Genomic DNA, 22,996 nt, shown 5'->3' on the forward strand with positions numbered 1-22,996 from the left:
TTCTCGGCCGGGGCCTCACCGGCAACCCAGGCCTCGCCAGGTATCAGGCCCTCAACGGGAATCCCGGCCGCATCAGGCGGACGACGGCCTTCCGGAGGTCGGGCACCGCCCTCGGTGCCGGGGCCTCCCCGGGACCGCCCCCCGCCGTCAGCCGGGACGACGTCGGCGGGGTGGAAGGCGTCCGGGGCGATCCGAAGGGGTGCCGGAGTCCGCGCCCCGGCCCCGTGCGCGGAGTGTCCGCCGCCCCCGGGTGGCGAGGCGCCGGCGGCGGGCGCGGCCGGGCGGCCGGGCGGCGCGCTCTCCGCGGGCTCCCCGGCCGGTGATCCGCGTGTCACGCGCCGGTCCCGCCGGCCCCCGCCGGCTCTCGTAAGCGGCCTCCCTGGGCGCCGCTTGAGTACCAGGTCTCGTCCAGTTCGTCCGGCCGCCGGAGCGTGCTGTCGACGGCGGCCGTGAGGCCGGGATCCCGGAGGCGGCGCAGGCCGCGCAGGCCGACGCCGCGGAGGTCGGGCAGCGGCGGCGCTGCCCCCGCTCCACCCGCAGGGCCCGACGCGGCGGCGTTCCTGTGCTTGGGCACCCTCTGCTCCTCCCTGCCACGGTCGCTGCCGCGACTCCCGTCCGGCTTCCGGTCGGCGGCCCCCGGCGGCTGCTCGTTTCTTCCCGAACGCCGTAATCCGGAAACCCGTTCGGACCGGGTCCGGTCATCCGCCGGAAAGGCGGGCGACGCTTTCCCGGGTGGCCGCGACCTCGTCCCAGGGGACGTCCGCCAGCCGGGCGGTGAGGTCGCGCCACTCCCCCGCCGCGGCCCGGTACGCGGCGAGGGCCTGCCGGCGCAGCCCCATCCGCTCCAGGGCCTCGCCGTGGCGATGCGAGGCGCGGGCGGCGACGACGGAGCCGGGGCCGTCCCCGGCGCTCCGGCGCGCCTGCTCGGCCGCGGCGGCGAACGCGTCGGCCGCGTCGGACAGCGGCAGGCCGGGCGAGCGCTCCCGGAGGGCGAGCCGGGCGGTGCCCAGTTCCAGCCAGGCCTCCGCCCGGGTGGCACCGTCCGGGGCCCGGCGGGCCGCCTGTTCCAGCAGGTGGCAGCTTTCGTAGAGGTCGGGCGGAAAGCCGAGCCGCCCGAAGCGCAGCACCAGGGCGCGGCCGAGCAGCAGTTGGAGGCGCGGGCGGCGCGGCGAGCGCCCGGGGCTCACGGCGTACGCCTCGCGCAGTACGGCCTCGGCGCGGGAGACCGTTCCGACGTCCCCCGCCGGCCCGGCGGCCTCGGCGCGACCGAGGAGCGACTCCCCCCACTCGGTGAGCAGCTCGCAGCGGCGTGGGCTGTCGCGTCCGGTGAGGGCGACGGCGGCGGTGTACGCCTCGTCGGCGCGCGGTCCGTCGCCCGCGTCGGTGTGCACCCGGGCGCGTTCGAGGTGGGCGTACAGCGACTGGAGCTCGTCGGCGGCGGTCCCGGCGGCCCGGTCGAGGACGGCGAGGGTGGCGGTGGCGGGTTCCCCGGCCAGCCGCAGGGCCCGGCCGAGGTCCAGCAGGGCGGCGCAGCGCCGCCCGTCCGGCGCGTCCTCGGCCTCCAGGAGCGCGCAGGCGGCGCGGAGTTCGACGGCCGCCTCGGCGGCGCGCGCGATCCTGGACTCGGTGCCGGTCTCGGCGAGGGCCAGCAGCACCCGGCCGAGCCGCAGCCGGCGGTCGGTCCGGGCGGGCAGGGCCCGCAGGACGGCCTCGGCGGCGCGGAGATCGGCGTGGCCGGCGCCGGCGGCCTGGTCCGCGCGTCCGACCCGGTCGGCGCGGTCGGTGTCGGCCCGCCAGCGGGCCCAGTGGGCGGCGGCCAGTTCGAGACCGGTGGCGGTGTACGCGTCGGTGCCCGCGGCGGTGCGTTCCCCGGTGCCGACGGGGGTGTGCGCGTGGGCCTCGGCGAGCAGGGCGACGGCCCGGTCCAGCAGCTCGCGGCGGCCCGCGGGGTCGTCGCGGACGGCCTCGGTGCCGGCCAGGGCCAGCAGGACGCCGCCGAGCACGAACCGGGCGCGGACCGCCTCGTCGCGACCGTCGCCGGTGAGCGGTGCCGTCGCCAGGGGGGCGACGAGGTCGCGGGCCTCGCGCAGCAGGGCGGAGTCGCCCTGGTCGTGCCAGAGGCGCAGCAGGCCGGCCGCCTCGCCGACGGGTCCGGTCCTGGGGGGTGTCGGCCGGTACCAGCGCACCACCCGGGCCGGGACCCGGGCGAACAGCTCGGGTTCCGGGGCGGGGTCGGCGCCGTCGGGGTCGTCGGTGACGGTGTCGGGCAGCGGGTGGCCGCGCAGCCGTGCGACCGCGAGGGCGGAGAAGTTGCGGGCGCTCTTGCCGAAGTGCCGCTCCACGTAGTCGGAACAGTGCTTGAGCACCAGCGCGGCCTCGTCCTCGCCGAGGGACTGGAGGAGCAGCTCGCGCACGCCGTCGGCGAACTCGTACCAGGGGCCGGTGGCGGCGTCCGTGCCCGCCGGGGCGGGCACCCGCCAGAGCAGCCCGCCGAGCAGCACTTCGGCCAGTTCCATGGGGCCGGTGTCGGGCAGCATCGCCCGCTGCACCATCTGCATCACGGGCAGCGCCAGGGGGACGGCCGCGAGGTGCGTCGCCAGACGGAGGGCGCCGGGCGAGGCCGAGGCGCGGAACGCCGTCAGCCGGGCGTCGGCGGTCGGGGCGTCGCCCTCCACGGGGGGCGGCGGGGCCGTCGCCGGGTGGTCAGGGAGTACCCAGCCGGCCGCGCCGTGCACGGCCGTGCGCCCGGTGCCGGACAGCAGTCGGGCCCACGCGCCCAGCGCCTCGTGGACGGGCAGCAGGACGGGCACGGGCAGCGCGCCCGGCCGGGGCGGCGGACCGAAACCGTCCGGTTCGAAGCCGAGCCGGCCGCCGGACATCGGGCCGCGGATGAGCGTCCCGGCCTCGGCGGGCAGCGCGGTGCGCGGCCACAGCCGGGGCGGCAGCGGCTGGACGACGGCCAGCGGCGCGGTCGCGGACCAGCGGTGCAGCAGCCGCTGGGCGCGCCCCTCCTGCCACAGGGGACCCACGCAGTCGCTGATGACCAGGGTGAGCCGACGGCCGGACGGGTCGAGGAACTGGTCGGCGGGGCGCGGACGTTGCCGGGACGGACCGGTGGCGCCGCCGGCCGCCGAGGTGGCGATCAGGGGCGTGCCGTCGGGCGCCCGGTGCAGGTAGCGCACCCGGACGTCACGGAAGACGCCCAACTGCGAGCAAAGCTGCTCCATTTCGTCCAGCATCCGCTCCCAGACGACCATGGAGGCCGAGGTGTCCATCAGCAACTGCATGGCCGCCGCCTGCCGTTCGCCCCTCCGGTAGGCGGGGTGGACGACGCCCGTGCGGGCGGCGCGGTCGGCGGTGGCGTCCTCGTCCAGCGGCCCGCGCGGGGGCGCGGCGAGCGGCCGGTAGCCGCGCAGCGGCCGCAGCGCGCGCTGCAGGCTTAGCAGGCCGGGCAGGGAGGCGGCGCAGGGCACCCGGACCGGGAACGTCCGCTCCGCGGCGTCCGTACCGCGGGACAGGCCCGTACCCCGCTCGCCGGCCGCACCGCCCGCCGGGGCGCCGTCCGTCTCCCGCGCCCGCCGCCCGTCGGCGCGCACGGCGACGGTCTCCGGCTCCCCGTCGGCCGCGGCGGGCGGCCGGGGCACGTGCGCGTCCCGGTCGCCGTCCGGCGGCCCGGACGGCCCGTCGGCCGCGATGCCGGGACCGTCACCGGCCGCCGGCCGCCGGGGGCCGTCCCCGGTCGGGGGCCGCGCCCCGGCGGCCTGGGTCATCCGGCCTGCCAGCCACACGGCGTCGGCTATCTCCTCGGCGGTCAGGTCCTGGGAGGTGGCCCGCAACCGGCCGACCAGTTCCTCCAGCCACGGCTCGGGGGGCGCCGTCATCGCTCATCACCTCGGGCGGTCCAGCGGTTGCATCAGCATGTCGGCGAGCCGTTCTCGGGTGACGCGTTCCGCGCTGGGGGCGTGCTGGGTGAGGAACAGGGCGTTCAGCAACTGGTCGGCGGCGACCACCTCGCCGGGCTCCCGCCGCAGGAAGCGCTGGATCAGCTCGCTCCCGTCCGTCACCGCCTCGTCTCCCAGGTGCGCCCGGACCATCGCGGTCAACTGCTCCTCGCCGGGCGGTTCGAGGTCGAGCTGGATACAGCGGCGCAACAGGGCGGCCGGGAAGTCGCGTTCGCCGTTGGAGGTGAGGACGATCAGCGGGAACGTGGTGCAGCGGACCAGGCCGTCGCGGACCACGGCCCGGCCGCCGTCGTCCGTGCCGACCTCGACCTCGGGCTCGCGGTCGGCGATCCGCTCCAGCTCGTGGATCCGGAACTCGCCCTCCTCCAGCACGTTCAGCAGGTCGTTGGGGAGGTCGAGATCGCTCTTGTCCAGCTCGTCGATGAGCAGCACGCGGGGCTGTTCCGCCGGGAGCAGGGCGGTCCCCAGCGGGCCGAGCCGCAGGTAGGAGCCGATCGAGTGACGCTCGGCCCCCACGTCCGCCCCGGCCCGCTCCAGTTGGACGTCCTGGAGGCGGGCGATGGCGTCGTAGTGGTAAAGGCCGTCCCGCAAGGTGGAGCGGCTGACGATCGGCCAGCGCAGCACCCGGCCCAGCCTGAGCTCGTAGGCCACGGCGTGGGCCAGAGTGGACTTTCCGGTTCCGGGCGGGCCCGTCACCAGGAGCGGACGGCGCAGGTAGAGCGCGGCGTTGACCGCCTCGACCTCTTCCGGCCGCGGATGGTGGTTCTCCACCAGCCGGCGCTGCACCCCCAGCCGGCGGGCCGCGCTCGGATCCGTGCCGGCACCGGTGTCGGGCCCGGCCGCGGCGAAGTCACGCCAGGGGGGCGGCGGCGGCAATCGCCGGACCCCGTCGTGCGGCAGGCCGGCTCCCCGGTAGATGCGCCAATCGTTCACATCGGGCTCCTCGTTGCCGGCGTGGCTCTTCCGGCCGCCACCGGCCGGGCCCCCACGCTTCCGCCGTCGCCGCTTCCGCTCCCCGGACGACGGTACCGGTCCGGGCGCGGCCTGCCGAGCCTTTCCGTCTCGCTCCGTCGTTTCCCTGTCACTTCCCTGTCACTCCGCCGGGACACCTTCACGGGCCGCCTCCCGGGCGCATACCCGGCTCGGAGAGGGGCGGGCCGGGCGGCCCCGGACGCTCCGGCGGGTCCAGGAGCAGGGCCACCGACCGTGCCCAGCGCGCCTCCTCGTCCGGCTGTTCGGGATCGGCGCAGCGAATCCGCAGGTTGCGCAGCCGGCGGTGGAGTCCCTCGGCCGTGGCCGCCTCGCACACCAGTCGGGACGCCTCGTCGAGGAATTCGGCGCAATCGCTGTGGTCCCCGGCGCACCCCCGCCAGATCACCACCGCGTGCCCGGCGGCGAGCGCCGCGTCCAGGGCCGAGGCGCCCGCGCCGTGCGAGACCGGCCCGCAGTAGACGGGGACGGCGGCCGGGTCCGCGTCCGAGAGCCGGGCGTACGCGGCGTGCTTGCTCTCCGGCCGCCGCGCGCCGTGCCCGGGGACGGGCACCTCCGCGCGCAGCGGTACGGCGGTTATCGGCCCGGCCGTACAGCCGTTCCACCGCCGCTGCCACTCCGGGAAGTGCCGCAGGTCCCGGCGACGGCGGTCGCGGACGACCACGACGCGGCGCTGGCCGAGCGGCAGGGTGCGCGGGTCGAGGCCGTCGTCGTCCGCCCCGGGCGGCACCAGCCGCCAGTCGGCCACCGGCTCGTCGAACAGCTCCCGGGGCAGGACGACTTGGAGCGCCGCCAGGTGCTCGCCGACGTCGCCCTGGAGCAGCGCATCGGCTATCGGCCCGCGCAGCGCCTCCCGGAGCTCCGCTCGGCGGGCACCGTGGACGTCGTCGCGGAACGGGGTGATCCGGTCGTCGTGTCCGAGCAGTTTGACGCGCCACGGGTAGCGGTCGCCGTACATCAGGGCGTCGATCTCGACGAGCACATCGGCCCGGGCGCGCGGGTCGGTCTCCTCCGCGGGCTCCACCGGCCCCGGCCGGTCCTTGGCCAGGACGACGCCGGCGGACGGCACGGGCCGGTCCGGTCCCGGGTCGGAGTGGCCGTGCAGGATCCGCTGGACCTCCTTGCGGACGACGTCCTGCACCTGGTCCGCCTTGCCGGTCAGCCAGCCGGCCAGCTCGCTCAGCGGACCGGCGTCGGCCGGGTCGCCGAGCCTGCTCACGGCCGCCGCCACCCAGGCCGCGTAGAGCAGGACCGCCTCCAGCTCCAGGTCCCGGCCGGGTCCGGTGCCGGCGCCCGGCCAGCCCGTGCGGTCACCGCGGCCCTCGGCGCCGTCCCGCAGGTCGTAGAGGAGGCCGACGCCCTCGCGCCAGGTGCGCGGGTCGTGCTCGACGCCCGGCTGGTACGGGTCCTGGATCACCCGGCTCTTGGCCTGGTCGACCAGGGCCATCACCTCGCCGGGCGTACGGGGCTGGGTGAGCTCGGCGAGGCGGGCGAACAACTGGGTGCGCAGCACGGGGGTGAAGCCCTCGACCGCCGGCCGCAGCCCCTTCTGGATGCCGGTCCAGCTCCGGCCGGTGCCCACGGAGCGGTAGTGCCGCAGGTGGTAGCGGTCGTGCGCGCGGACGACGGAGTGCAGCCGGTCGCGCCCCGGACGGTCCTCGGCGATCCGGCGCAGGGCCGTGACCGGCACCGCGAGCCCGTGGTGCGCCCCGCGCCCCTTGCTCACCCCGATGACCGCACCCCGGCCGGTGTCCACCACCGGGCCGCCGGAACAGCCCTCCACGGGGATCTCGCCGCGCAGCAGTATCGCCCGGCCGCTCCCGTCCCCGCCGGTGGCGGTGCCCGTGCCGTAGCGCCAGCCCAGTCGCCCGGTCTCCCGCGACCAGCCGTAGACGCCCACGTCGGCCGGGACGACCGCCGAACGGTCGCTCATCCAGAGGCACTCGGCGTCGTCCGCGTCCGCGACCTCGACCAGCGCCAGGTCGGGCAGCGGCCAGCGGTCCGGCGGGCGGTCGGGGTCGTCCGGGCGTGGCAGTACGAACACCACCCGGCCCTCGTGGACGCGCTCGTCCCCGTCCGTGATCTCGACGGCCGTGGTGCCGTCCAGCACGCCGCCGCCCCCGTTCCCCACCACGTGGGCGCAGGTCAGGGCCCAGCCCGGGGCGATGAAGAACCCCGTGCCCCAGAACCGGTCGTCCACGGACCCCTGCCCGCCGCCGGCCCCGGCGACGCGGACGACGGACCGGCGCACGGTGGCTTCATGGGGGTTCAAGGAGCACTGGGGGTCGTGGGCGCCCCGGGGGCGCCGCCGGCGGCCGGTCCGCTCTCCCTCCAGGTGAGCGTCACGTTGATCGACGCCTTGCCGCCCGCGTCGGTGATCAGGCTGACGACCTGGCCGGCCTGCGCGGAGAGCTCCAGGCCGAACTGCACCTGCACTTCTTGTGGCCGGGCCGCCGCGACCCCCATGCGCAGCGAGTCGACGACCCCGCGCACCGTGTCGGCGAGCCCGCTCGCCAATTGCGCGACGCGGCGCGCCGCCGTGGAGTCCTGGTAACCGCCGCTGCCGGGCGAGCGCAGCTCCTGCGCCTCGCTGATCCTGGCCCACACGACCGTGCCGTCGTCGAGCCGCACTTGGGTGATCCCGTCCATCACGCGTCCCCCCGTCGTCGCGTTGTCACCGCGATGATGCAGCAGGCTAGTCCTCGGACGTGACGGGCGCGAGAGGCCGTGGCCAACGCCCGGCTCCGGGCACGGCCGTCCCCCGCCTATCCTGGGGACGATCGTGGCCCCCTGTTGACGGAGAGAGCGTTGTACTTCACCGACCGCGGCATCGAGGAGCTGGAGAACCGACGAGGCGAGGAGGAAGTCACCCTCGGCTGGGTCGCCGAACAGCTCCGCACCTTCGTGGACCTCAACCCGGACTTCGAGGTACCGGTGGAGCGCTTGGCGACGTGGCTGGCGCGGCTGGACGACGAGGACGACGAGTAGCCCGTCCGGCGTTCGAGGACGCCGACCCCCTTCAGCCCGTCCGGCGCTTGAGGACGCCGGCCCCCTCCAGCCCGTCCGGCGCTTGAGGACAGCACGCGCAGCGTGCTTCGGGGGTGCGGGGGCCCGCCCCCGCAGGAAACGGTGAAAGGGCGGGGCTGGGGCGCATCCCCCCGGCGCGGGGCCGCGCCTCAGGCGACCCGCCCCGCACGCCACCGGTCGTAGAGCAACGTCAACGCGCCATCCGCGACGAGCACCACACCCGCCGCCCGCCACCGGCGCCGCAAACCACCCCGCGACCAGGCCAACAGCACGACACCGGCCGCGACCTCGGCCGTACCGAGAGCCCGGGCCCGAGGCCCCCGCGTCCACGCCCCCAGCGCACTCCGCTCGGCCGCGCCCAGCCCGCCGCAGACCGCCGCCCGCCACCCGGGCCAGTCCACGGGCTCGGCGTCCGGCAGCGCGCCGGCCGCCTCGCAGAGCCGGCCGGCGGCCAAGCCGGGCACGACGCCCGGGCCGAGCTGGAGACCCGCCCGGGTCAGGACGGCGGCGAGACCGAGCACGCGGGCGGCCCCGTCCGCTTCCGCGTCCGGCGCCGTCAGCCGGTCGAGCGCCGCCCCGTCGAGCACCGGGTCGAGCCCGAGCCGGGTCCGGAGGGCGGACAGCGCCTCCTCCTCGCCGAGCGGGGTGCCGTCCGGCAGCCAGGTGTGGCCCACCGTGCGGCGGAAGCCCGCCGCCACCACGAACCCCGCGCCGTCCGCGTCCCACCACAGCCCGACGACCGGCCAGTTGTCGGCCACCGTCAGGGCGTGCGCCCAGTCCCCCGCGACCGCCGCCAGGTGGGTGCCGGTCTCCCGCCAGGATTCCGCCGCGGGCACCAGGACGCTCCAGCCCTCGCCCGCCGGGGCCAGGAGCATCGGCCGCCGCAGCGACTGCGCGGCGGGTCGTACGCGGTCGGGGGCGGCCCGGCAGAGCAACAGCAGCCCCGCGGCCGGGATGTGATCGGTAGCGGACATGCGCCAACGCTATGCCACCGCGCCGGGCTTGACTTCACCGGTCCGCGATATATCGTGTTTCCCCGGAGACGCGATAAGACGCGATATGCCGTGGCGTCGCACCGTACGCCCCGCCGGTCGCGCCAACCGCGTCCGTACGCCTGCTCACACCAGCCCCGACCGCCCGCCGCACCCCACCCCGTACCGGCCCGAACCATCCTCACCGGCCCGTGCTGCACAGGAGGCCCGCATGCCCACCCCGTCGGAGTGGTCGCTGACCGCACCCGAGAACCTGACCTTCGAGGAGCCGGTCACCTCCCTGGAGGTGCGCCTCGCGAACGGCGCCGTCAACATCGTCGGCACCGATACGGGCCCCGCCCGCCTGGAGCTCTCCGCGCACTCGGGGGCGCCTCTCCTTGTCACCCACAAGGATGGAGCGCTGACCGTCGGGTACGAGGACCTCGCCTGGAAGAACATCCTCAGCCGGATCGGCCACGGCATCCGCCACCGGTCGGTCACGGTCACGCTGGCCGTCCCCACCGGCACCCGCGTCAAGGTCGGCGTCGTCGGGGCGCACGCCGTCGTGTCCGGTGTCGCCGGCGTCACGGAGGTCCGCAGCGTCACCGGGAACTCCACGCTGGTGGGCCTGACCGGCCCGGTCCGGGCCGACACGGTCTCCGGCGACGTGGAGGCCCAGTCGCTCTCCGGAACGCTGCGGCACAACTCCGTCTCCGGTGAGCTCACCCTCGTCGACTGCCGGAGCGAGGCGGTGAAATCCGAGACGGTCTCCGGCGGCATCGTCATCGACCTCGCCGAACCCGCCGGAGAGGGGGCCGGAACCGGTCCGGCGCCCACCCTGGACCTCACCACCGTCTCCGGCGACGTCGCCCTGCGCCTGCCCGGCTCGACGGACGCCGCCGTGGAGGCGGGCAGTGCCACCGGCGCCGTGTCCAACGCCTTCGACGAGCTCCGGCCGGCCGGCGAGTGGGCCGGCCGGCGCCTCACCGGCCGCCTGGGCCGGGCCACCGGCCGCGTGCGGGTGTCCAGCGTCTCGGGGGCCGTCGCCGTCCTGCGCAGGCCCCCGGCCGCCGACGCCCCCGCCGACCGGCCCGAAGCCCCCGCCGACGCCCCCGCCCAGGGAAAGGTCCTCTGATGCCCCCCGTCTTCGCCCACGGCCGCCTCCGCCTCTACCTGCTGAAGCTGCTGGACGAGGCCCCGCGCCACGGCTACGAGATCATCCGGTTGCTGGAGGAGCGCTTCCAGGGGCTCTACGCCCCGTCCGCCGGCACGGTCTACCCCCGCCTGGCCAAGCTGGAGGCCGAAGGCCTGGTCACCCACACCACCGAGGGCGGCCGCAAGGTGTACGCGATCACCGACGCGGGCCGCGCCGAGCTGGCCGACCGCGCTAGTGAACTGGCCGGCCTGGAGCGGGAGATCCAGGAGTCCGTCACCGCCCTCGCCGCCGACATCAAGGAGGACGTGCGCGGCGCGGCCGGCGCCCTCCGCCGCGAGCTGCGCGAGGCGACGGACCGGCTGCGGTCGGACGGCACCGACGCCGGCGACCACTTCGCCGGGATGAAGGAGGAGCTGCGCCGGGCCAAGGAGGAGTGGAAGGAGCAGGCACGCCGCGCGAAGGAGGAGAGCCGGCGGGCCCATCAGGAGGCCCAGCAAGCCCGCCGCCAGGCGCGACAGGCCCAGGAGCACACCCGTGAGGAGGTGCTCCGCATCAAGGAGCGCGTCCAGGAGCAGGTCCGCGAGCACGCCCGGCGCGGCGACTGGCCGACCGGCCTCGTGGAGGGTGTCACCGCGCTCGCCAAGGAGCTCGGCACCCTGGCGGGCGGCCGTCCCGGCCCCGAGGCCCCGACGGTACGCGTCGAGCGTGCGGACGCCCCCGACTGGGTGTCCGTGGACTACACCCACTCCGCCGACCCGGCCCGCGACCTCGACCGCCTGCTGGACCGTTTCCGCGACGAAGTCCGCGACGCGGCACGGGACCATGGAGTCACGGCCGACCAACTGGAGCAGTGCCGCGAGCATTTGGCGGAAGCGGCGGTGAAGATGGGATCACTGCTGCGGAAGTGACGCCCGGGGCGCACCGCGGCGCACCACCCCATCTGATCGACTTCGGCGGGGCGCGGCCGTTTCCTCCGGGCCGCCCCAGTCGATGAACCCGGCATGGCGATCGACGGCACACCCCCGCCCCCGGCCCGGCCCGGCCGACGGAACTCCTCGTCCTCCACGGGCCCTCGGGCACCGGCCTTCCCGCGCACCGGCGCAAGGCCGTCTCGGCCGACCTGTTCCGGCACCCCGGCGAGACCCACACCCCGGCCGAAGAACGGTGGCGGCGCGGGACGCACCCCGGGGAGCGCCGGAACGCGCCGGGCCGTCCGTAGTGAATTCGAGAGCAGCGGGGCGGGCCGCCGGTGTGGGCGGCCGCCGCGCCTCAGGGTCCGTCCGGCCGGGCCAGGACCTCGACCACCGCGCCCGGCCGGGCCCGCACCGTGACCCGCCCCCGTTCGTCCGGGCGGACGCGCGCCGCATCCGGGCGGGCCGGTCCGGAGACCGTGACGCGCCAGCCGCGCGGCGAAGGCGGCAGCGACAGCTCCGTCCGGCTGCCGCCCGCCGCCGAGGCGGTGTACTTCAGCCGGTAGCCGCCGCCCGCGGGGTCGTACGACGAGACCCGCACCGAGCCCGCGACGGCCGGCGCGTACGGCCGGGCCGTGCTCTCCTTGTGCCGCCGGAACCGGCCGTCACGGTCCAGGGCGCAGTAGCCGCCGCCGTAGCACCAGGTCCAGCCCGCCCAGCCGGAGCCGTACCGGTCGAGGGAGGCGAGCGCGTCCGCGTAGTAGCGGCCCATGTTCGGGAGGGTGCTGTCGGGCGGCCCCCACTCCCCCACCACGACGGGGATCCGCCGCTCGCGCGGGTAGCGGACGACGGCGGCCTCGTAGCGTTCGATCCAGCGGGCCGCCGGGTCGTAGTCGGCGCCGGTCTCCATGGAGGTCTCGTAGAAGTGCGGCGCGTAGACGATCCGGCCGGCCGGGTCCTCGATCCGGCCGAGGGAGGTCGGGACGCCCTCGCCGACGACGGGGGTGGGCTCGACGAGGATCCGGTGCTTCCGGTCGACCGTGCGGACGGCCGCGACGAGCCGGTTGTACATGGCGGTGATCTGGGTGGCCTCCACCCGGCGGGCGGCGGCCGGCAGGTCCTCGCCCGGACGCACCTTCCCCATCGGTTCGTTGATCAGGTCGTACCCGTACAGGGCGGGGTGGCGGGCCAGTCGGCCGGCGAGCACCCGCCACATTCGCTGTTGGGCCCGTCGCAGGTCCGCGTCCTCGTAGAGGTGCTCGAACGCGGCCTGCACGCCGGGCTCGTAGTACTCGGCGAACCAGTCGTCGGGGTGCGGCCGGTAGGGCAGGCCGTCGGTGCGGGTGGCCCACTCGGGGATGCCCCGGTGGCCGCCGAACGCGGGCCCGTAGACGTCCTGGTGGGCGTCGATCACGACCTTGACGCGGTACCGGGCCGCCCAGTCCAGGATCCGTTCGATCTTCCGCAGGTAGCGCTCGCTGTAGCGTCCTGGCCGGGGTTCGAGGTCGTCCCAGAACACCGCGAGCCGGGCGAAGTCGAAGCCGCGGGCCGACAGGTCCCGGAGGTGGCGTTCGGTGATGTCCTCCAGGGCGCGGTCGCCGCGGTGGTCCTTGTCGGCGAGGTTCCAGCCGCGGAGGGTGAGAGTCCGCCCGTCGTCGTCGGTCAGCGGGGGGATTCCGTCACCCGGCGCGGCCGGCGCCGCGGGGGCGGCGTCGGCTCGTGATGTCGGAGTGGCGAGTGGTGCGACAACTGTCAGCAGCGCGAGCGCCGAGGCCATGACGGGCCCCGGGCGGCGCACACGTCTCGTCCGCATCCGACGGTCATACCGTCAGGACGACCTTCCCGAACAGCTCGCCCTCGGCCATCCTTTCGAGCCCCTCGCGGGCCCGGTCCAGCGGCAGCACGGAGTCGATCACCGGCCGGACGCCGGTGGCCGCGCAGAACGCCAGCAGGTCCGCCAGCTCCTCCTTGCTGCCCATGGTCGAGCCGACGATCCTCAACTCCAGGAAGAAGACCCGGGTCAGCTCCACGGCCGACGGGTTCGGACCGCTCGTGGCACCGGAGATGACGAGCGTGCCGCCCGGCTTGAGGGACTTGACCGAATGCGACCAGGTCGCGGCGCCGACGGTCTCGATGACCGCGTCCACCCGGTGCGGCAACCGCGCGCCCGGCTCGAACGCGGCCTCGGCGCCCAGTTCGACGGCGCGCCGCCGCTTGGCCTCGTCCCGGCTGGTCGCGAAGACCCGCAGGCCCGCCGCCGCGCCCAGCACGATCGCGGCGGTGGCCACGCCGCCGCCGGCGCCCTGCACCAGGACGCTCTGCCCGGGTCGGACGTTCGCGTTGGTGAACAGCATCCGGTAGGCGGTCAGCCAGGCGGTGGGCAGGCAGGTGGCCTCCTCGAAGGAGAGCTCCTTCGGCTTCGGCAGCAGGTTCCAGGCCGGGACGGCGACCCGCTCGGCGAACGTGCCCTGATAGCGCTCGGTCAGCAGCGAGCGCGGCTCGTCCGGGCCGACTCCGTGGCCGGTCTGGCCGATGACGGAGTGGACGACGACCTCGTTCCCGTCCTCGTCGATCCCGGCGGCGTCACAGCCGAGGATCATCGGGAAGGCGTCCTCCTTGATCCCCACTCCGCGCAGGGTCCACAGATCGTGGTGATTGAGGGAGGCGGCCTTGACGGTGACGGTCGTCCAGCCGGGACGGACCTCGGGCTCGGGGCGTTCGCCCAGCTCGAGTCCGTTGAGCGGCTGGTCCCGGTCGATGCGTGCGGCATAGGCGGCGAACATGGTGCGAACCTAGCGGGGCTGTTGGCCCGGGGGAACGGTGGCGCGGTGTGACGCGGCTCGCGTCACGGCGGGGGTGCCCCGGTCCCGCCCCTTCGCCGCTTCCTGGGGCTACGCCCCAGACCCCCTGTCGCGGCTCCGCCGCTCGTCCTCAAACGCCGGACAGGCTGAGATAGCCCGTCCGGCGTTTGAGGACAGCGCCCGCAGGGCGCTTCGGGGGTGCGGGGGCTCGCCCCCGCAAGAAACGGGAAGGGGAGGGGCCGGGGCACAGCCGCCCGCAGGGCTACCGCCGCGCGACCCCGTCCGCCCGCGCCGCCGCGGCCACGGCGGCCGTGACCGCCGGAGCGACCCGCTCGTCGAACGGCGACGGAATGACGCAGTCCGCACTCAGCTCGTCCGCGACGACCGCCGCCAGCGCCTCGGCGGCGGCCAGCTTCATCCCCTCGGTGATCCGCGAGGCGCGCACCTGGAGAGCGCCCGCGAAGATCCCGGGGAAGGCGAGCACGTTGTTGATCTGGTTCGGGTAGTCGCTGCGCCCGGTGGCCACCACGGCCGCGTACTTGTGCGCGACGTCCGGGTGGATCTCCGGGTTGGGGTTGGCCATCGCGAAGATCAGCGCGTTGTCCGCCATCGTCGCGACCGCCGCCTCGGGGACCGTGCCGCCGGAGACGCCGATGAAGACGTCCGCGCCGTCGAGGGCCGCCTCCAGGGAGCCGGCGAGCCCGGCCTTGTTGGTGAAGCCGGCCAGTTCCCGCTTGACGTCCGTCAGGTCCGCGCGGTCCCGGGAGACGATGCCCTTGCGGTCGCACACGGCCACGTCGCCGATGCCCGCCTCGACCAGGATGCGCGCGATGGCGACACCGGCCGCGCCGGCGCCGGAGATGACGGCGCGCAGGTCACCGAGGGTGCGTCCGGTCAGCTTGGCCGCGTTGCGCAGGGCGGCGAGGGTGACGACGGCGGTGCCGTGCTGGTCGTCGTGGAAGACGGGGATGTCCAGCCGCTCCTGCAGCCGCCGCTCGACCTCGAAGCAGCGGGGGGCGGAGATGTCCTCCAGGTTGACGCCGCCGAAGGACGGCGCGAGGCGGACGACGGTCTCGACGAGCTCGTCCACCTCCCGGCAGTCGAGCGCGATCGGCACCGCGTCCACGCCGCCGAACTGCTTGAAGAGGATGGCCTTGCCCTCCATCACGGGCAGGGACGCCTCGGGACCGATGTCCCCGAGGCCGAGGACGGCGCTGCCGTCCGTGACCACGGCGACGACCTGGGACTTCCAGGTGTAGTCGTGGACGAGTTCGGGCTGTTCCGCGATCGCGGTGCACACCTTGGCGACGCCCGGTGTGTAGGCGAGGGACAGGTCGTCCTTGTCCCGCACGGGCACGGTCGCCCGCACCGCCATCTTGCCGCCGCGGTGCAGCGCGAAGGCCGGATCGAAGGGCTCGTCCTGAGCACCCTCCTCCGTACCACTCCCGCTGAGAGGATTGACGATCTCCGCTGCCACTTTCTTGACCCCTTTGTCGAGATGTCCATCGAGGGTATATCCGCCCCTGGAGTGGGGGGCGGCCGGGCGAGGTGTCCACTGCCCCGGCGGTGGCCGGGGCGCCGGCGCGACCGCCGTCGGGCGGCCCGCGCGCGGGGGCGCGGTGCGGGGGAGTGCGGACACCGGGCGCGCTGCACGACGCGCCCTGAGCCCCGGGTGCGGGGTGTAAGGGCCCTTTCTACCGGATGAGCGCTACGGCCGACGAGTGAGTTACGGCGTTCTCTGCCACGCCGCACCGATGTCGACCGGAAATCGGTGTCAACTGATGCTTCGAGTCCATGGAGTGAGACGTGAGGCTCGTGAGATGCGTCTCGCTCCCGGAACGAACGGAAGCGATCAACCAACACCCCACAAGCCGAACATCCCTCATCAGCAACCGGATCATCCCGTTATCCGATTTTGACATTGCTGGCCCCCCGAACGGTGTAGTCCAGATGGCAAGATGCCCCAATCACCCGAGGTCGCGGCAGCCGGTGAAGTGTGCTGACGCCCTCCGCGAGGCCTCGCGTGCGTTTTCCCTTGAACAGGCCGTGTGAAGAGTCGCTATCCCCTCACCCGCAGGAGGAACCAGCAATGACCGCAAGCACCACCCCTCGCCCGGCTGCCGCCAGGAGTCGTTTGGCCGCCGCCGGCGCGATCGCGGTCGCCGGCGCCCTGCTGCTGACCGGTTGCGGCGACCAGACCAAGGACAAGGGAAAGGACGGCGGCGACTCCCCCGGCGCCTCCGCCCCGCTGTTCGACAAGCTCCCGCAGGCCGTCAAGAGCTCCCGCGTCGTCCGCGTCGGCTCGGACATCGCCTTCCCGCCGGTCGAGTTCATGGAGAAGGGCAAGCCGACCGGCCTGGACGTAGACATCGCCGACGCCATGGGCAAGCAGTTGGGCGTCCGCTTCCAGTTCAACAACAGCAAGTTCGAAAACCTGGTGGCCGGCATCCGCTCCCATCGGTATGACATCGCCATGTCGGCCATGACCGACACCAAGGAGCGGCAGAACGGCGTCGACCCGGAGACCAAGAAGAAGGTCACCGAGGGCGTCGACTTCGTCGACTACTTCCAGGCGGGCGTCTCGCTCTACACCCCCAAGGGCAAGACCCAGGGCATCAAGAGCTGGACCGACCTGTGCGGCAAGAAGGTCGTCGTGCAGCGCGGCACCGTCTCGCACGACTACGCCAAGGTGCAGAACAAGAAGTGTTCCGAGGACGGCGGCAAGGGGATCGCCATCGAGGCGTTCGACACCGACGTCCTGGCCCAGACCCGGCTGCGCAGCGGCGGCGCCGACGTCGGGGCCAGCGACTTCCCGGTCGCGGCGTACGCGGTGAAGACCTCGGGCGGCGGCAACGACTTCGAGCTGGTCGGCGACCAGGTCGAGGCCGCGCCGTACGGCATCGCCCTCGACAAGTCGCAGTCGCAACTGCGGGACGCCATCAAGGAAGCCCTGGCGGCGATCATCAAGAACGGCGAGTACCAGAAGATCCTGGACAAGTGGAGCGTCTCGGCGGGCGCCGTCAAGGAAGCCAAGGTCAACGGCGGTTCCTGATCGTTTCCCTCGCTCGCTGAAAGGCCACTCTCGTGACTCTCGACCTCGACAAGGCGAAGGACCCCGGCGGCGCCGGCTCCGACTCCGCACCGGAAACCCTCAAGGCCATCCCCGTCCGGCACTACGGCCGATGGGTGTCGGCCGTCATCGCGCTCACCGTGTTCGGCCTGCTGGTCAACGCGTTCGCGCAGGCCAAGCTCAACTGGCACGCCCTTCCCGATTACTTCTTCGACGCCGACATCCTCAAGGGTGTCCGGAACACCATCGTCATCACCGTCCTGTCGATGGTGCTGGGCGTGGTCCTCGGCGTCGTCCTGGCCGTGATGCGGCTCTCCAAGAACCCGGTGACCTCGTCCATCTCCTGGTTCTACATCTGGTTCTTCCGCGGCACGCCGGTCTTCGTCCAGCTTCTGGTCTGGTTCAACCTCGGACTGGTCTTCAAATACATCAACCTCATGCCGCTCTACAAGGACTACTGGTCGTCGTTCATGACGCCGTTCCTCGCGGCACTGCTGGGCCTGGGTCTCAACGAGGCCGCGTACATGGCCGAGATCTGCCGCGCCGGCATCCAGTCGGTGGACGAGGGCCAGACCGAGGCGGCGCAGGCGCTCGGCATGAGCCACGGCCGCACTCTGCGCCGTGTGGTGCTGCCGCAGGCCATGCGTGTCATCGTGCCGCCCACCGGCAACGAGTTCATCAACATGCTCAAGACCACCTCGCTGGTGATCGCGGTGCAGTACTACGACCTGCTCCAGGCGGCCACCAACGTGGGCCAGACCTCGGGCGCGACGGTCGAGATGCTGCTCCTCGCCGCGGCCTGGTACCTGGTGATGACCAGTGTGCTGAGCATCGGCCAGTTCTACCTGGAGCGCCGGTTCGCCCGCGGGTCGACGCGGAACCTGCCGCCCACGCCCCTGCAGAAGATTTTCAAGACCAACCTGCTCTCGTTCTCCAACCGTTCCGCCGGCAGCCCTGGGGGTACCGCATGACCGTCACCCCGATGGTGAAGGCCGAAGGCGTCCACAAGTCCTTCGGCAACGTCCAGGTCCTCAAGGGCATCGACCTGGAAGTCGCACCGCGCGAGGTGTTCTGCCTCATCGGCCCCTCCGGTTCGGGCAAGTCGACCTTCCTGCGGTGCATCAACCACCTCGACAAGATCAACGGCGGCCGGCTGTACGTCGACGGGGAACTCGTCGGCTACCGGCAGCAGGGCAACAAGCTCTACGAGCTGAAGGACCGCGAGGTCGCCGCCCAGCGCCGGGACATCGGCATGGTCTTTCAGCGCTTCAACCTGTTCCCGCACATGACGGCCGTGGAGAACGTCATGGAGGCTCCGGTCCAGGTCAAGCGCGAGACCAAGTCCGTCGCCCGGGAGCGCGCGCTGAAGCTGCTGGACCGGGTCGGCCTCGCCGACAAGGCCGGCAACTACCCGTCCCAGTTGTCCGGCGGCCAGCAGCAGCGGGTGGCGATAGCCCGGGCGCTGGCGATGGAGCCCAAGCTGATGCTCTTCGACGAGCCCACCTCGGCGCTCGACCCGGAGCTGGTCGGCGACGTCCTCGACGTGATGCGCGACCTCGCCGAGGAGGGGATGACCATGGTGGTGGTCACCCACGAGATGGGCTTCGCCCGCGAGGTCGGCGATTCGCTGGTCTTCATGGACGACGGCGTCGTCGTCGAGTCCGGGGACCCGCGGGAGGTGCTGACCAACCCGCAGCACGAACGGACGAAGTCCTTCCTGTCCAAGGTGCTGTGAGGCGGGTCCGCGGTGTCGCGTGGATCCGCGGTCGTGCGCGGGTCCAAAGTGTCGTGCGGTGGGACGACGGTGCGGAGGAGTGCCTCCCCCGGCGCCGGAGCGCACGGTGGTGCACCCTCCTCCGCCCGCTTCCCCGCCCGGCGCGTCCGGTCGGGACGACGCCCCTCCCGTAGGGCGCCCGCCGGACGGGTGACAGGTGCGTGAACGCCGGACGGCGGTCGTACGGAACACGGTTCCGCGCGGCCGCCGTCCGGCGTTCACGGGCGCCGCCACGCCTACGGTGCGCAGGGCCGGTAAGTGCGTAACCCCCGCCCGCCCGTCGTACGGTGTAATACCCTCGTCGGATAGACATCCATTACCCATCGGGGCCCGGCCCCGGGCCGACCACCGAAGGACCCCCCGTGGAACTGGCCTCCTACGCCGACTACGCCGTCCGGCTGGTCAACACCGAGGCGCCCGCGCGCGGCACCGACACCCTCACCTCGCTCGACGGCGCCCGGGACGTCTTCGGCCCCGGCTCGCAGATGGCGCGCAGGCTCACCGACGGGGACGTGACCCGGCTGCGCGGCGTCCGGACGCGGCTGCGCGCGGTCTTCGAGGCCGCCGCCGAGGGCGACGAGGTACGGGCCGTGGACCTGCTCAACGCGCTGCTGATGGAGTTTCCCGTCAGCCCGCAGATCTCCGGCCACCAGCAGCGCGACGAGGCCGGCCGGCCGGACTGGCACCTGCACATCGCCGACCACGCCGCCAACTCGGCGGCCGGCTACACGGCGACGGCCTGCATGGGCCTCGCCGTCCACCTCACCTCGCTGGGCGTGGACCGGCTGGGCATCTGCCAGGCCCCGCCGTGCCGCAACGCCTACCTCGACACCTCGACCAACCGCTCCCGCCGCTACTGCTCCGACCGCTGCGCCACCCGCGCCAACGTCGCCGCCTACCGGGCGCGCAAGCGGCGCGAGAGCGGCAGCCCGAGCAGCCCGGAGGAGCGCACCGGCCGGACGGCCGAGGCCGCCCAGGAGAGCAGCGCGCCCGCCGACCGCTGACCCGCCTGCGGCGGCGGTCGCAGCCGCATCCAGGCGCGGGCCACGACCAGCTCGTCGGGCACCGCGCCGAACTCCCGGCTGTCGTTCTCCACCAGCGGGTTGTCCCCGGTGACCCACCAGCCGCCGTCGCGCCGCTCCACCGCGCGCTTGACGATCAGCAGGTCCTGCCGGAACGGGTGCCGCAGCACCACCACGTCCCCCGGACGCACGCTCGCGCCGTACTGCACCACGAGCTGGTCGCCCGGGTTCAGCGTCGGGACCATCGACGGGTTGTAGACCTCGGCCAGCCCGATCCGCAGCAGTCCGCGACGCTCGCGGTCCAGCCCGTGACCGGGCTCGTCCAGTCGCTCCTGCACCTCGGCTCCTCACTCCCGTCCGTCTCCGTCCGGTCCCAGCCTGACACCGGTCTTTTGTCCTAAGCCCCACGGGGTGCCCGGGAAAAGCCTTCCCGCACCGAGTAATCTCGCACCTGAGAAGACGATCACGAGGAAGGACAGCACCACTATGCTTTCCCGCCTGTTCGCCCCCAAGGTGAAGGTCAGCGCCCACTGCGACCTGCCCTGCGGCGTGTACGACCCGGCCCAGGCCCGCATCGAGGCGGAATCGGTCAAGGCCGTCCAGGAGAAGTACCAGGCCAACGAGGACCCCCACTTCCGTGCCCGCGCCACGATCATCAAGGAGCAGCGCGCGGAGCTCGCCAAGCACCACGTCTCGGTGCTGTGGAGCGACTACTTCAAGGCGCCGCACTTCGAGAAGTACCCCCAGTTGCACCAACTGGTCAATGACACCCTGAAGGCGCTGAGCGCCGCCAAGGCGTCCACCGACCCGAAGACGGGCGAGAAGGCGCTGGAGCTCATCGCCGAGATCGACCGTATCTTCTGGGAGACCAAGAAGGCGTAAGGCCCGGCCCTCGTCCGCCCGCTGCCGGGGGGGGGCGCACGATGCGCCGCCCCGGGCGCGCGGCGGTACGAGGTACGCGGTACGCGTCCATGACGTGGCACCGCGGCAACCCGAGGGGCCCGGCCGGTATCACCGGCCGGGCCCCTCGTCGTCGTCCGGGCGGCGCGCACCGGGGCGTACGGAGCGGCGCGCGCCCGCCCGAGCCGGTGGGCGCCCGCGCGCCCAGGCCGTCACACGACCGCGCTCACCCGCGACCGCCCGGTCACGCGTCCCGGCACGGGACTACTTCGGGAGGGCCCACTTCAGGGGCGCCTTGTAGAAGCCGCGGCGGAAGGTGACGTGGGTGACCTTCTTGCCCTCCGGCACCACGAAGGGGCGGCAGATCGTGCGCTCCTCGCCCTTCTTCCACGCCTTTCCGTAGTCCTCGCTCTGGCAGTCGGCCGGCGTGCCGGGAAGCGCCCCGATGGTGAGGAGCGGCCGTCCCTGCTCGCCGCCCTCCACCAGCGTGCCGATGTTGGTGCCCACCATGGGCGGCTTCATCGGCGAGTCACCGTCGGCCAGCTTGGCCTTCAGATAGGCGAAAGCGACCGTCTTCCCGGCGAACTTCGCGGCGTCCGATCCGCCCTTGAGGGACTCCGGTTTGCCCATCACCACCTTCTCGGCGGTGACGACGAACTTGCCCTTCTGCTTGTCCGTGTCCAATTCCTGCTCCTCCGGGCTGGGCTGCCCGGCCGCGAGCTCCCGGTCCCCGGCGTCGGACTTCCCGCCGGACGCGCCGGAGCCGGACGACGCCGATCCCGACTTCCCCGTACCCGACTTGGCCGAGTCCGAGGCGTCCTTGTCGGACGAACCGCAGGCGGTCAGGGCCAGGGCGGCCACGACGGCCCCGGCGGCCAGCGCGGCGCGGCGGGGCGCCGCGCCGGCGAGATGGACGAACTGGATGCGCAAGGTATCCCCCGTGTGTTCCGTGGTGCTATTCCGGTTCCGAATCCGGAAACGGCGACCGAGTTTACGCACCGTTCTCCGCGCGGAAGTCACCAGGGGGCGGGCGGCCGAAGAGCGGGCGGACCGGTGCCGCGGAATCCGGATATCGGGGAAGGTTTCGGTGGAGTTCCGGGGAAAATACGGAGGAAGGCACACTTTCACGCAGCGCTCCGCGCATTCGCGCGGGGCTTCCGGCCGGCCACTCCGATGAACTCGACGTATTCCCGCCGGAATTCACGGCGCCGACGCCGTCGCCCCTCGCTCCGGCGGCCCGGGGCGGGAGCCCGGAGGAAGCGCCACCCGCCGCACGCCGTCCACCCCGCGCCCCTCCCTCACCCGATCCCTCACCCGATCGAAAACCCGTTGCCCCCGCCCGCCACCCGGCACAGTGGGGGGGTATCGCTTCAAGGGTCTCCCGGTGCGCAGGAGACGGCTACTTCGTTTCAGGAACGGGTGGTCGGCGGAGGACCGCCGTCAGTCCGCCGCTTCCGCCAGGGCCGTGCCGAAGGCGCGGAGCCGGGCCGTCGCCGCGTCGCGGTGGCGGATCAGGCCGAGGGCGGACGGAGGGAGGCCGTCCACGGGGACGAAGGCGAGGTCGTCGCGGCTCTGGTACACCCCGGTCGGCCGGCACAGCAGCATGCCGCCGCGGCCGGCGGCGGCCAGGGTGAGGCCCTCCTGGAGGGTGGACACCGTCGGCCCCGCCGGGACCGGCCGGCCGCCCGGGGTGACGGCCGGTGCCTGGGCCGCCCGCCAGTAGGCGGGGGCCGGGGCGGCGGGGCCGATGAGCGGGCAGTCGGCGAGGTCCTCGGCGCCCAGGCGGGCACGGGACGCGAACGGGTGCCGTACGGACACCGCGAGCGTCTGCCGCTCCCGGGAGAAGACCGGCCCCAGCGTCATGTCCGGTTCCGCGACCGGCAGCAGCACGACGGCCGTGTCGACCTCGCCCCGGCGCACCGGGCCGAACGGGTCGGCGAGCGGGATCTCCACGACCTCGATCTCGCAGGCGGGGTGGCGCTCCCGGAAGGCGTGCACGGCCGCCATGACCGTCCGTCCGGCGACGCCCTGGAAGCCGACGCGCAGGACGCCCTCGACGCCGCGCGCCGCGTCGCGGGCGTCGCCGACCGCGCCGCGGAGCGCGTCGTAGGCGGGCCGCAGGTCGGCGAGGAAACGTTCACCCAGCGGGGTCAGGGCCACCCGGCGGCTGGTGCGGTCGACGAGGCGCGCGCCGACGCGGCGTTCCAGGGCACGCAGCAACTGGCTGACCCGGCTCTGCGAGACGAACAGCCGCTCGCCGGCGCGGCCGAAATGCAGCTCCTCGGCCAGGACGAGGAAGCACTCCAGCTCGCGCAGGTCCAGTCCGCCCACCGTCTCCCCTCTCCTGCCGTCCACTTCCCTCTGCTTCCCTCTGCTTCCGTCCGCTTCCGTCCGCTTCCGCCCGCTTCCGTC

The 22,996-nt window shown here is 74.0% G+C and carries 19 protein-coding genes; 8 read left to right on the forward strand and 11 right to left on the reverse strand.

What is annotated here, in order from left to right:
• Positions 1-698 precede the first annotated feature (698 nt).
• The 4 genes from ACZ6X9_RS02250 to ACZ6X9_RS02265 form a co-directional block, all read right to left on the reverse strand.
• The gene (locus tag ACZ6X9_RS02250) at positions 699-3,881 is read right to left on the reverse strand and encodes an SAV_2336 N-terminal domain-related protein (protein ID WP_469776015.1); all 3,183 of its coding nucleotides are present in this window, start codon (positions 3,879-3,881) and stop codon (positions 699-701) included.
• Between the two features lie 6 nt (positions 3,882-3,887).
• Complete coding sequence (locus ACZ6X9_RS02255) at positions 3,888-4,895, reverse strand: AAA family ATPase (protein ID WP_469776016.1); 1,008 nt, start codon at positions 4,893-4,895, stop codon at positions 3,888-3,890.
• A 178-nt stretch (positions 4,896-5,073) separates the two neighbouring features.
• Positions 5,074-7,203 (reverse strand): VMAP-C domain-containing protein, encoded by a 2,130-nt coding sequence (locus ACZ6X9_RS02260; protein WP_469776017.1) that lies wholly within the window; start codon positions 7,201-7,203, stop codon positions 5,074-5,076.
• A 17-nt stretch (positions 7,204-7,220) separates the two neighbouring features.
• Entirely contained in the window at positions 7,221-7,601 is a 381-nt protein-coding gene (locus ACZ6X9_RS02265; RefSeq protein WP_469776018.1) for a CU044_2847 family protein, read from the reverse strand.
• A gap of 159 nt (positions 7,602-7,760) precedes the next feature.
• Between ACZ6X9_RS02265 and ACZ6X9_RS02270 the strand changes: the two genes are divergently transcribed.
• Positions 7,761-7,940 (forward strand): DUF6104 family protein, encoded by a 180-nt coding sequence (locus ACZ6X9_RS02270; RefSeq protein ID WP_004937694.1) that lies wholly within the window; start codon positions 7,761-7,763, stop codon positions 7,938-7,940.
• 188 nt (positions 7,941-8,128) lie between these two features.
• On the opposite strand, the gene ACZ6X9_RS02275 is transcribed toward ACZ6X9_RS02270, so the two are convergent.
• On the reverse strand, positions 8,129-8,953 hold the full coding sequence (locus ACZ6X9_RS02275; RefSeq protein WP_469776019.1) for a hypothetical protein: 825 nt from the start codon (positions 8,951-8,953) through the stop codon (positions 8,129-8,131).
• A gap of 229 nt (positions 8,954-9,182) precedes the next feature.
• On the opposite strand from ACZ6X9_RS02275, the gene ACZ6X9_RS02280 reads away from it, so the two are divergent.
• Positions 9,183-10,085 carry a DUF4097 family beta strand repeat-containing protein gene (locus ACZ6X9_RS02280; RefSeq protein WP_469776020.1) on the forward strand — a complete coding sequence of 301 codons (903 nt, stop codon included), beginning with the start codon at positions 9,183-9,185 and terminating at the stop codon, positions 10,083-10,085.
• On the forward strand, positions 10,085-11,014 hold the full coding sequence (locus ACZ6X9_RS02285) for a helix-turn-helix transcriptional regulator (protein ID WP_469776021.1): 930 nt from the start codon (positions 10,085-10,087) through the stop codon (positions 11,012-11,014). Before ACZ6X9_RS02280 ends, ACZ6X9_RS02285 begins: the two co-directional genes overlap by 1 nt.
• Before the next feature lie 361 nt (positions 11,015-11,375).
• Here ACZ6X9_RS02285 and ACZ6X9_RS02290 read toward each other — a convergent pair whose 3' ends face one another.
• The 3 genes from ACZ6X9_RS02290 to ACZ6X9_RS02300 form a co-directional block, all read right to left on the reverse strand.
• Positions 11,376-12,830 carry a cellulase family glycosylhydrolase gene (locus ACZ6X9_RS02290; RefSeq protein ID WP_469776022.1) on the reverse strand — a complete coding sequence of 485 codons (1,455 nt, stop codon included), beginning with the start codon at positions 12,828-12,830 and terminating at the stop codon, positions 11,376-11,378.
• 7 nt (positions 12,831-12,837) lie between these two features.
• Positions 12,838-13,800 (reverse strand): zinc-binding dehydrogenase, encoded by a 963-nt coding sequence (locus tag ACZ6X9_RS02295; protein WP_469776023.1) that lies wholly within the window; start codon positions 13,798-13,800, stop codon positions 12,838-12,840.
• A 280-nt stretch (positions 13,801-14,080) separates the two neighbouring features.
• The gene (locus ACZ6X9_RS02300) at positions 14,081-15,295 is read right to left on the reverse strand and encodes an NAD(P)-dependent malic enzyme (protein WP_469776024.1); all 1,215 of its coding nucleotides are present in this window, start codon (positions 15,293-15,295) and stop codon (positions 14,081-14,083) included.
• A 612-nt stretch (positions 15,296-15,907) separates the two neighbouring features.
• Here ACZ6X9_RS02300 and ACZ6X9_RS02305 point away from each other — a divergent pair.
• The 4 genes from ACZ6X9_RS02305 (at position 15,908) to ACZ6X9_RS02320 (ending at position 19,666) form a co-directional block, all read left to right on the forward strand.
• Complete coding sequence (locus ACZ6X9_RS02305; RefSeq protein WP_469776025.1) at positions 15,908-16,870, forward strand: ABC transporter substrate-binding protein; 963 nt, start codon at positions 15,908-15,910, stop codon at positions 16,868-16,870.
• Positions 16,871-16,902: 32 nt separating this feature from the next.
• Entirely contained in the window at positions 16,903-17,859 is a 957-nt protein-coding gene (locus ACZ6X9_RS02310; protein ID WP_469776026.1) for an amino acid ABC transporter permease, read from the forward strand.
• Positions 17,856-18,623, forward strand: coding sequence for an amino acid ABC transporter ATP-binding protein (locus tag ACZ6X9_RS02315; RefSeq protein WP_469776027.1), 768 nt, complete (start codon positions 17,856-17,858; stop codon positions 18,621-18,623). Before ACZ6X9_RS02310 ends, ACZ6X9_RS02315 begins: the two co-directional genes overlap by 4 nt.
• Before the next feature lie 401 nt (positions 18,624-19,024).
• Entirely contained in the window at positions 19,025-19,666 is a 642-nt protein-coding gene (locus ACZ6X9_RS02320) for a CGNR zinc finger domain-containing protein (RefSeq protein ID WP_469776028.1), read from the forward strand.
• Here the strand turns inward: ACZ6X9_RS02320 and sodX are convergent.
• Positions 19,558-20,022: a nickel-type superoxide dismutase maturation protease gene (sodX, locus tag ACZ6X9_RS02325; RefSeq protein WP_469776029.1), complete on the reverse strand. Its 465-nt coding sequence runs from the start codon at positions 20,020-20,022 to the stop codon at positions 19,558-19,560. The two genes, ACZ6X9_RS02320 and sodX, sit on opposite strands and share 109 nt — an antisense overlap.
• A 148-nt stretch (positions 20,023-20,170) precedes the next feature.
• On the opposite strand from sodX, the gene sodN reads away from it, so the two are divergent.
• Positions 20,171-20,566 (forward strand): superoxide dismutase, Ni, encoded by a 396-nt coding sequence (gene sodN, locus ACZ6X9_RS02330; protein ID WP_004937667.1) that lies wholly within the window; start codon positions 20,171-20,173, stop codon positions 20,564-20,566.
• 282 nt (positions 20,567-20,848) lie between these two features.
• On the opposite strand, the gene ACZ6X9_RS02335 is transcribed toward sodN, so the two are convergent.
• Together ACZ6X9_RS02335 and ACZ6X9_RS02340 are read right to left on the reverse strand one after the other, a co-directional pair.
• Positions 20,849-21,514 carry a hypothetical protein gene (locus ACZ6X9_RS02335; RefSeq protein WP_469776030.1) on the reverse strand — a complete coding sequence of 222 codons (666 nt, stop codon included), beginning with the start codon at positions 21,512-21,514 and terminating at the stop codon, positions 20,849-20,851.
• A gap of 510 nt (positions 21,515-22,024) precedes the next feature.
• A complete protein-coding gene (locus ACZ6X9_RS02340) occupies positions 22,025-22,939 on the reverse strand; it encodes a LysR family transcriptional regulator (protein ID WP_469776031.1) in 915 nt (304 codons plus the stop codon).
• Positions 22,940-22,996: the final 57 nt, after the last annotated feature.

It is taken from the genome of Streptomyces sp. NPDC052910 (assembly GCF_055585605.1).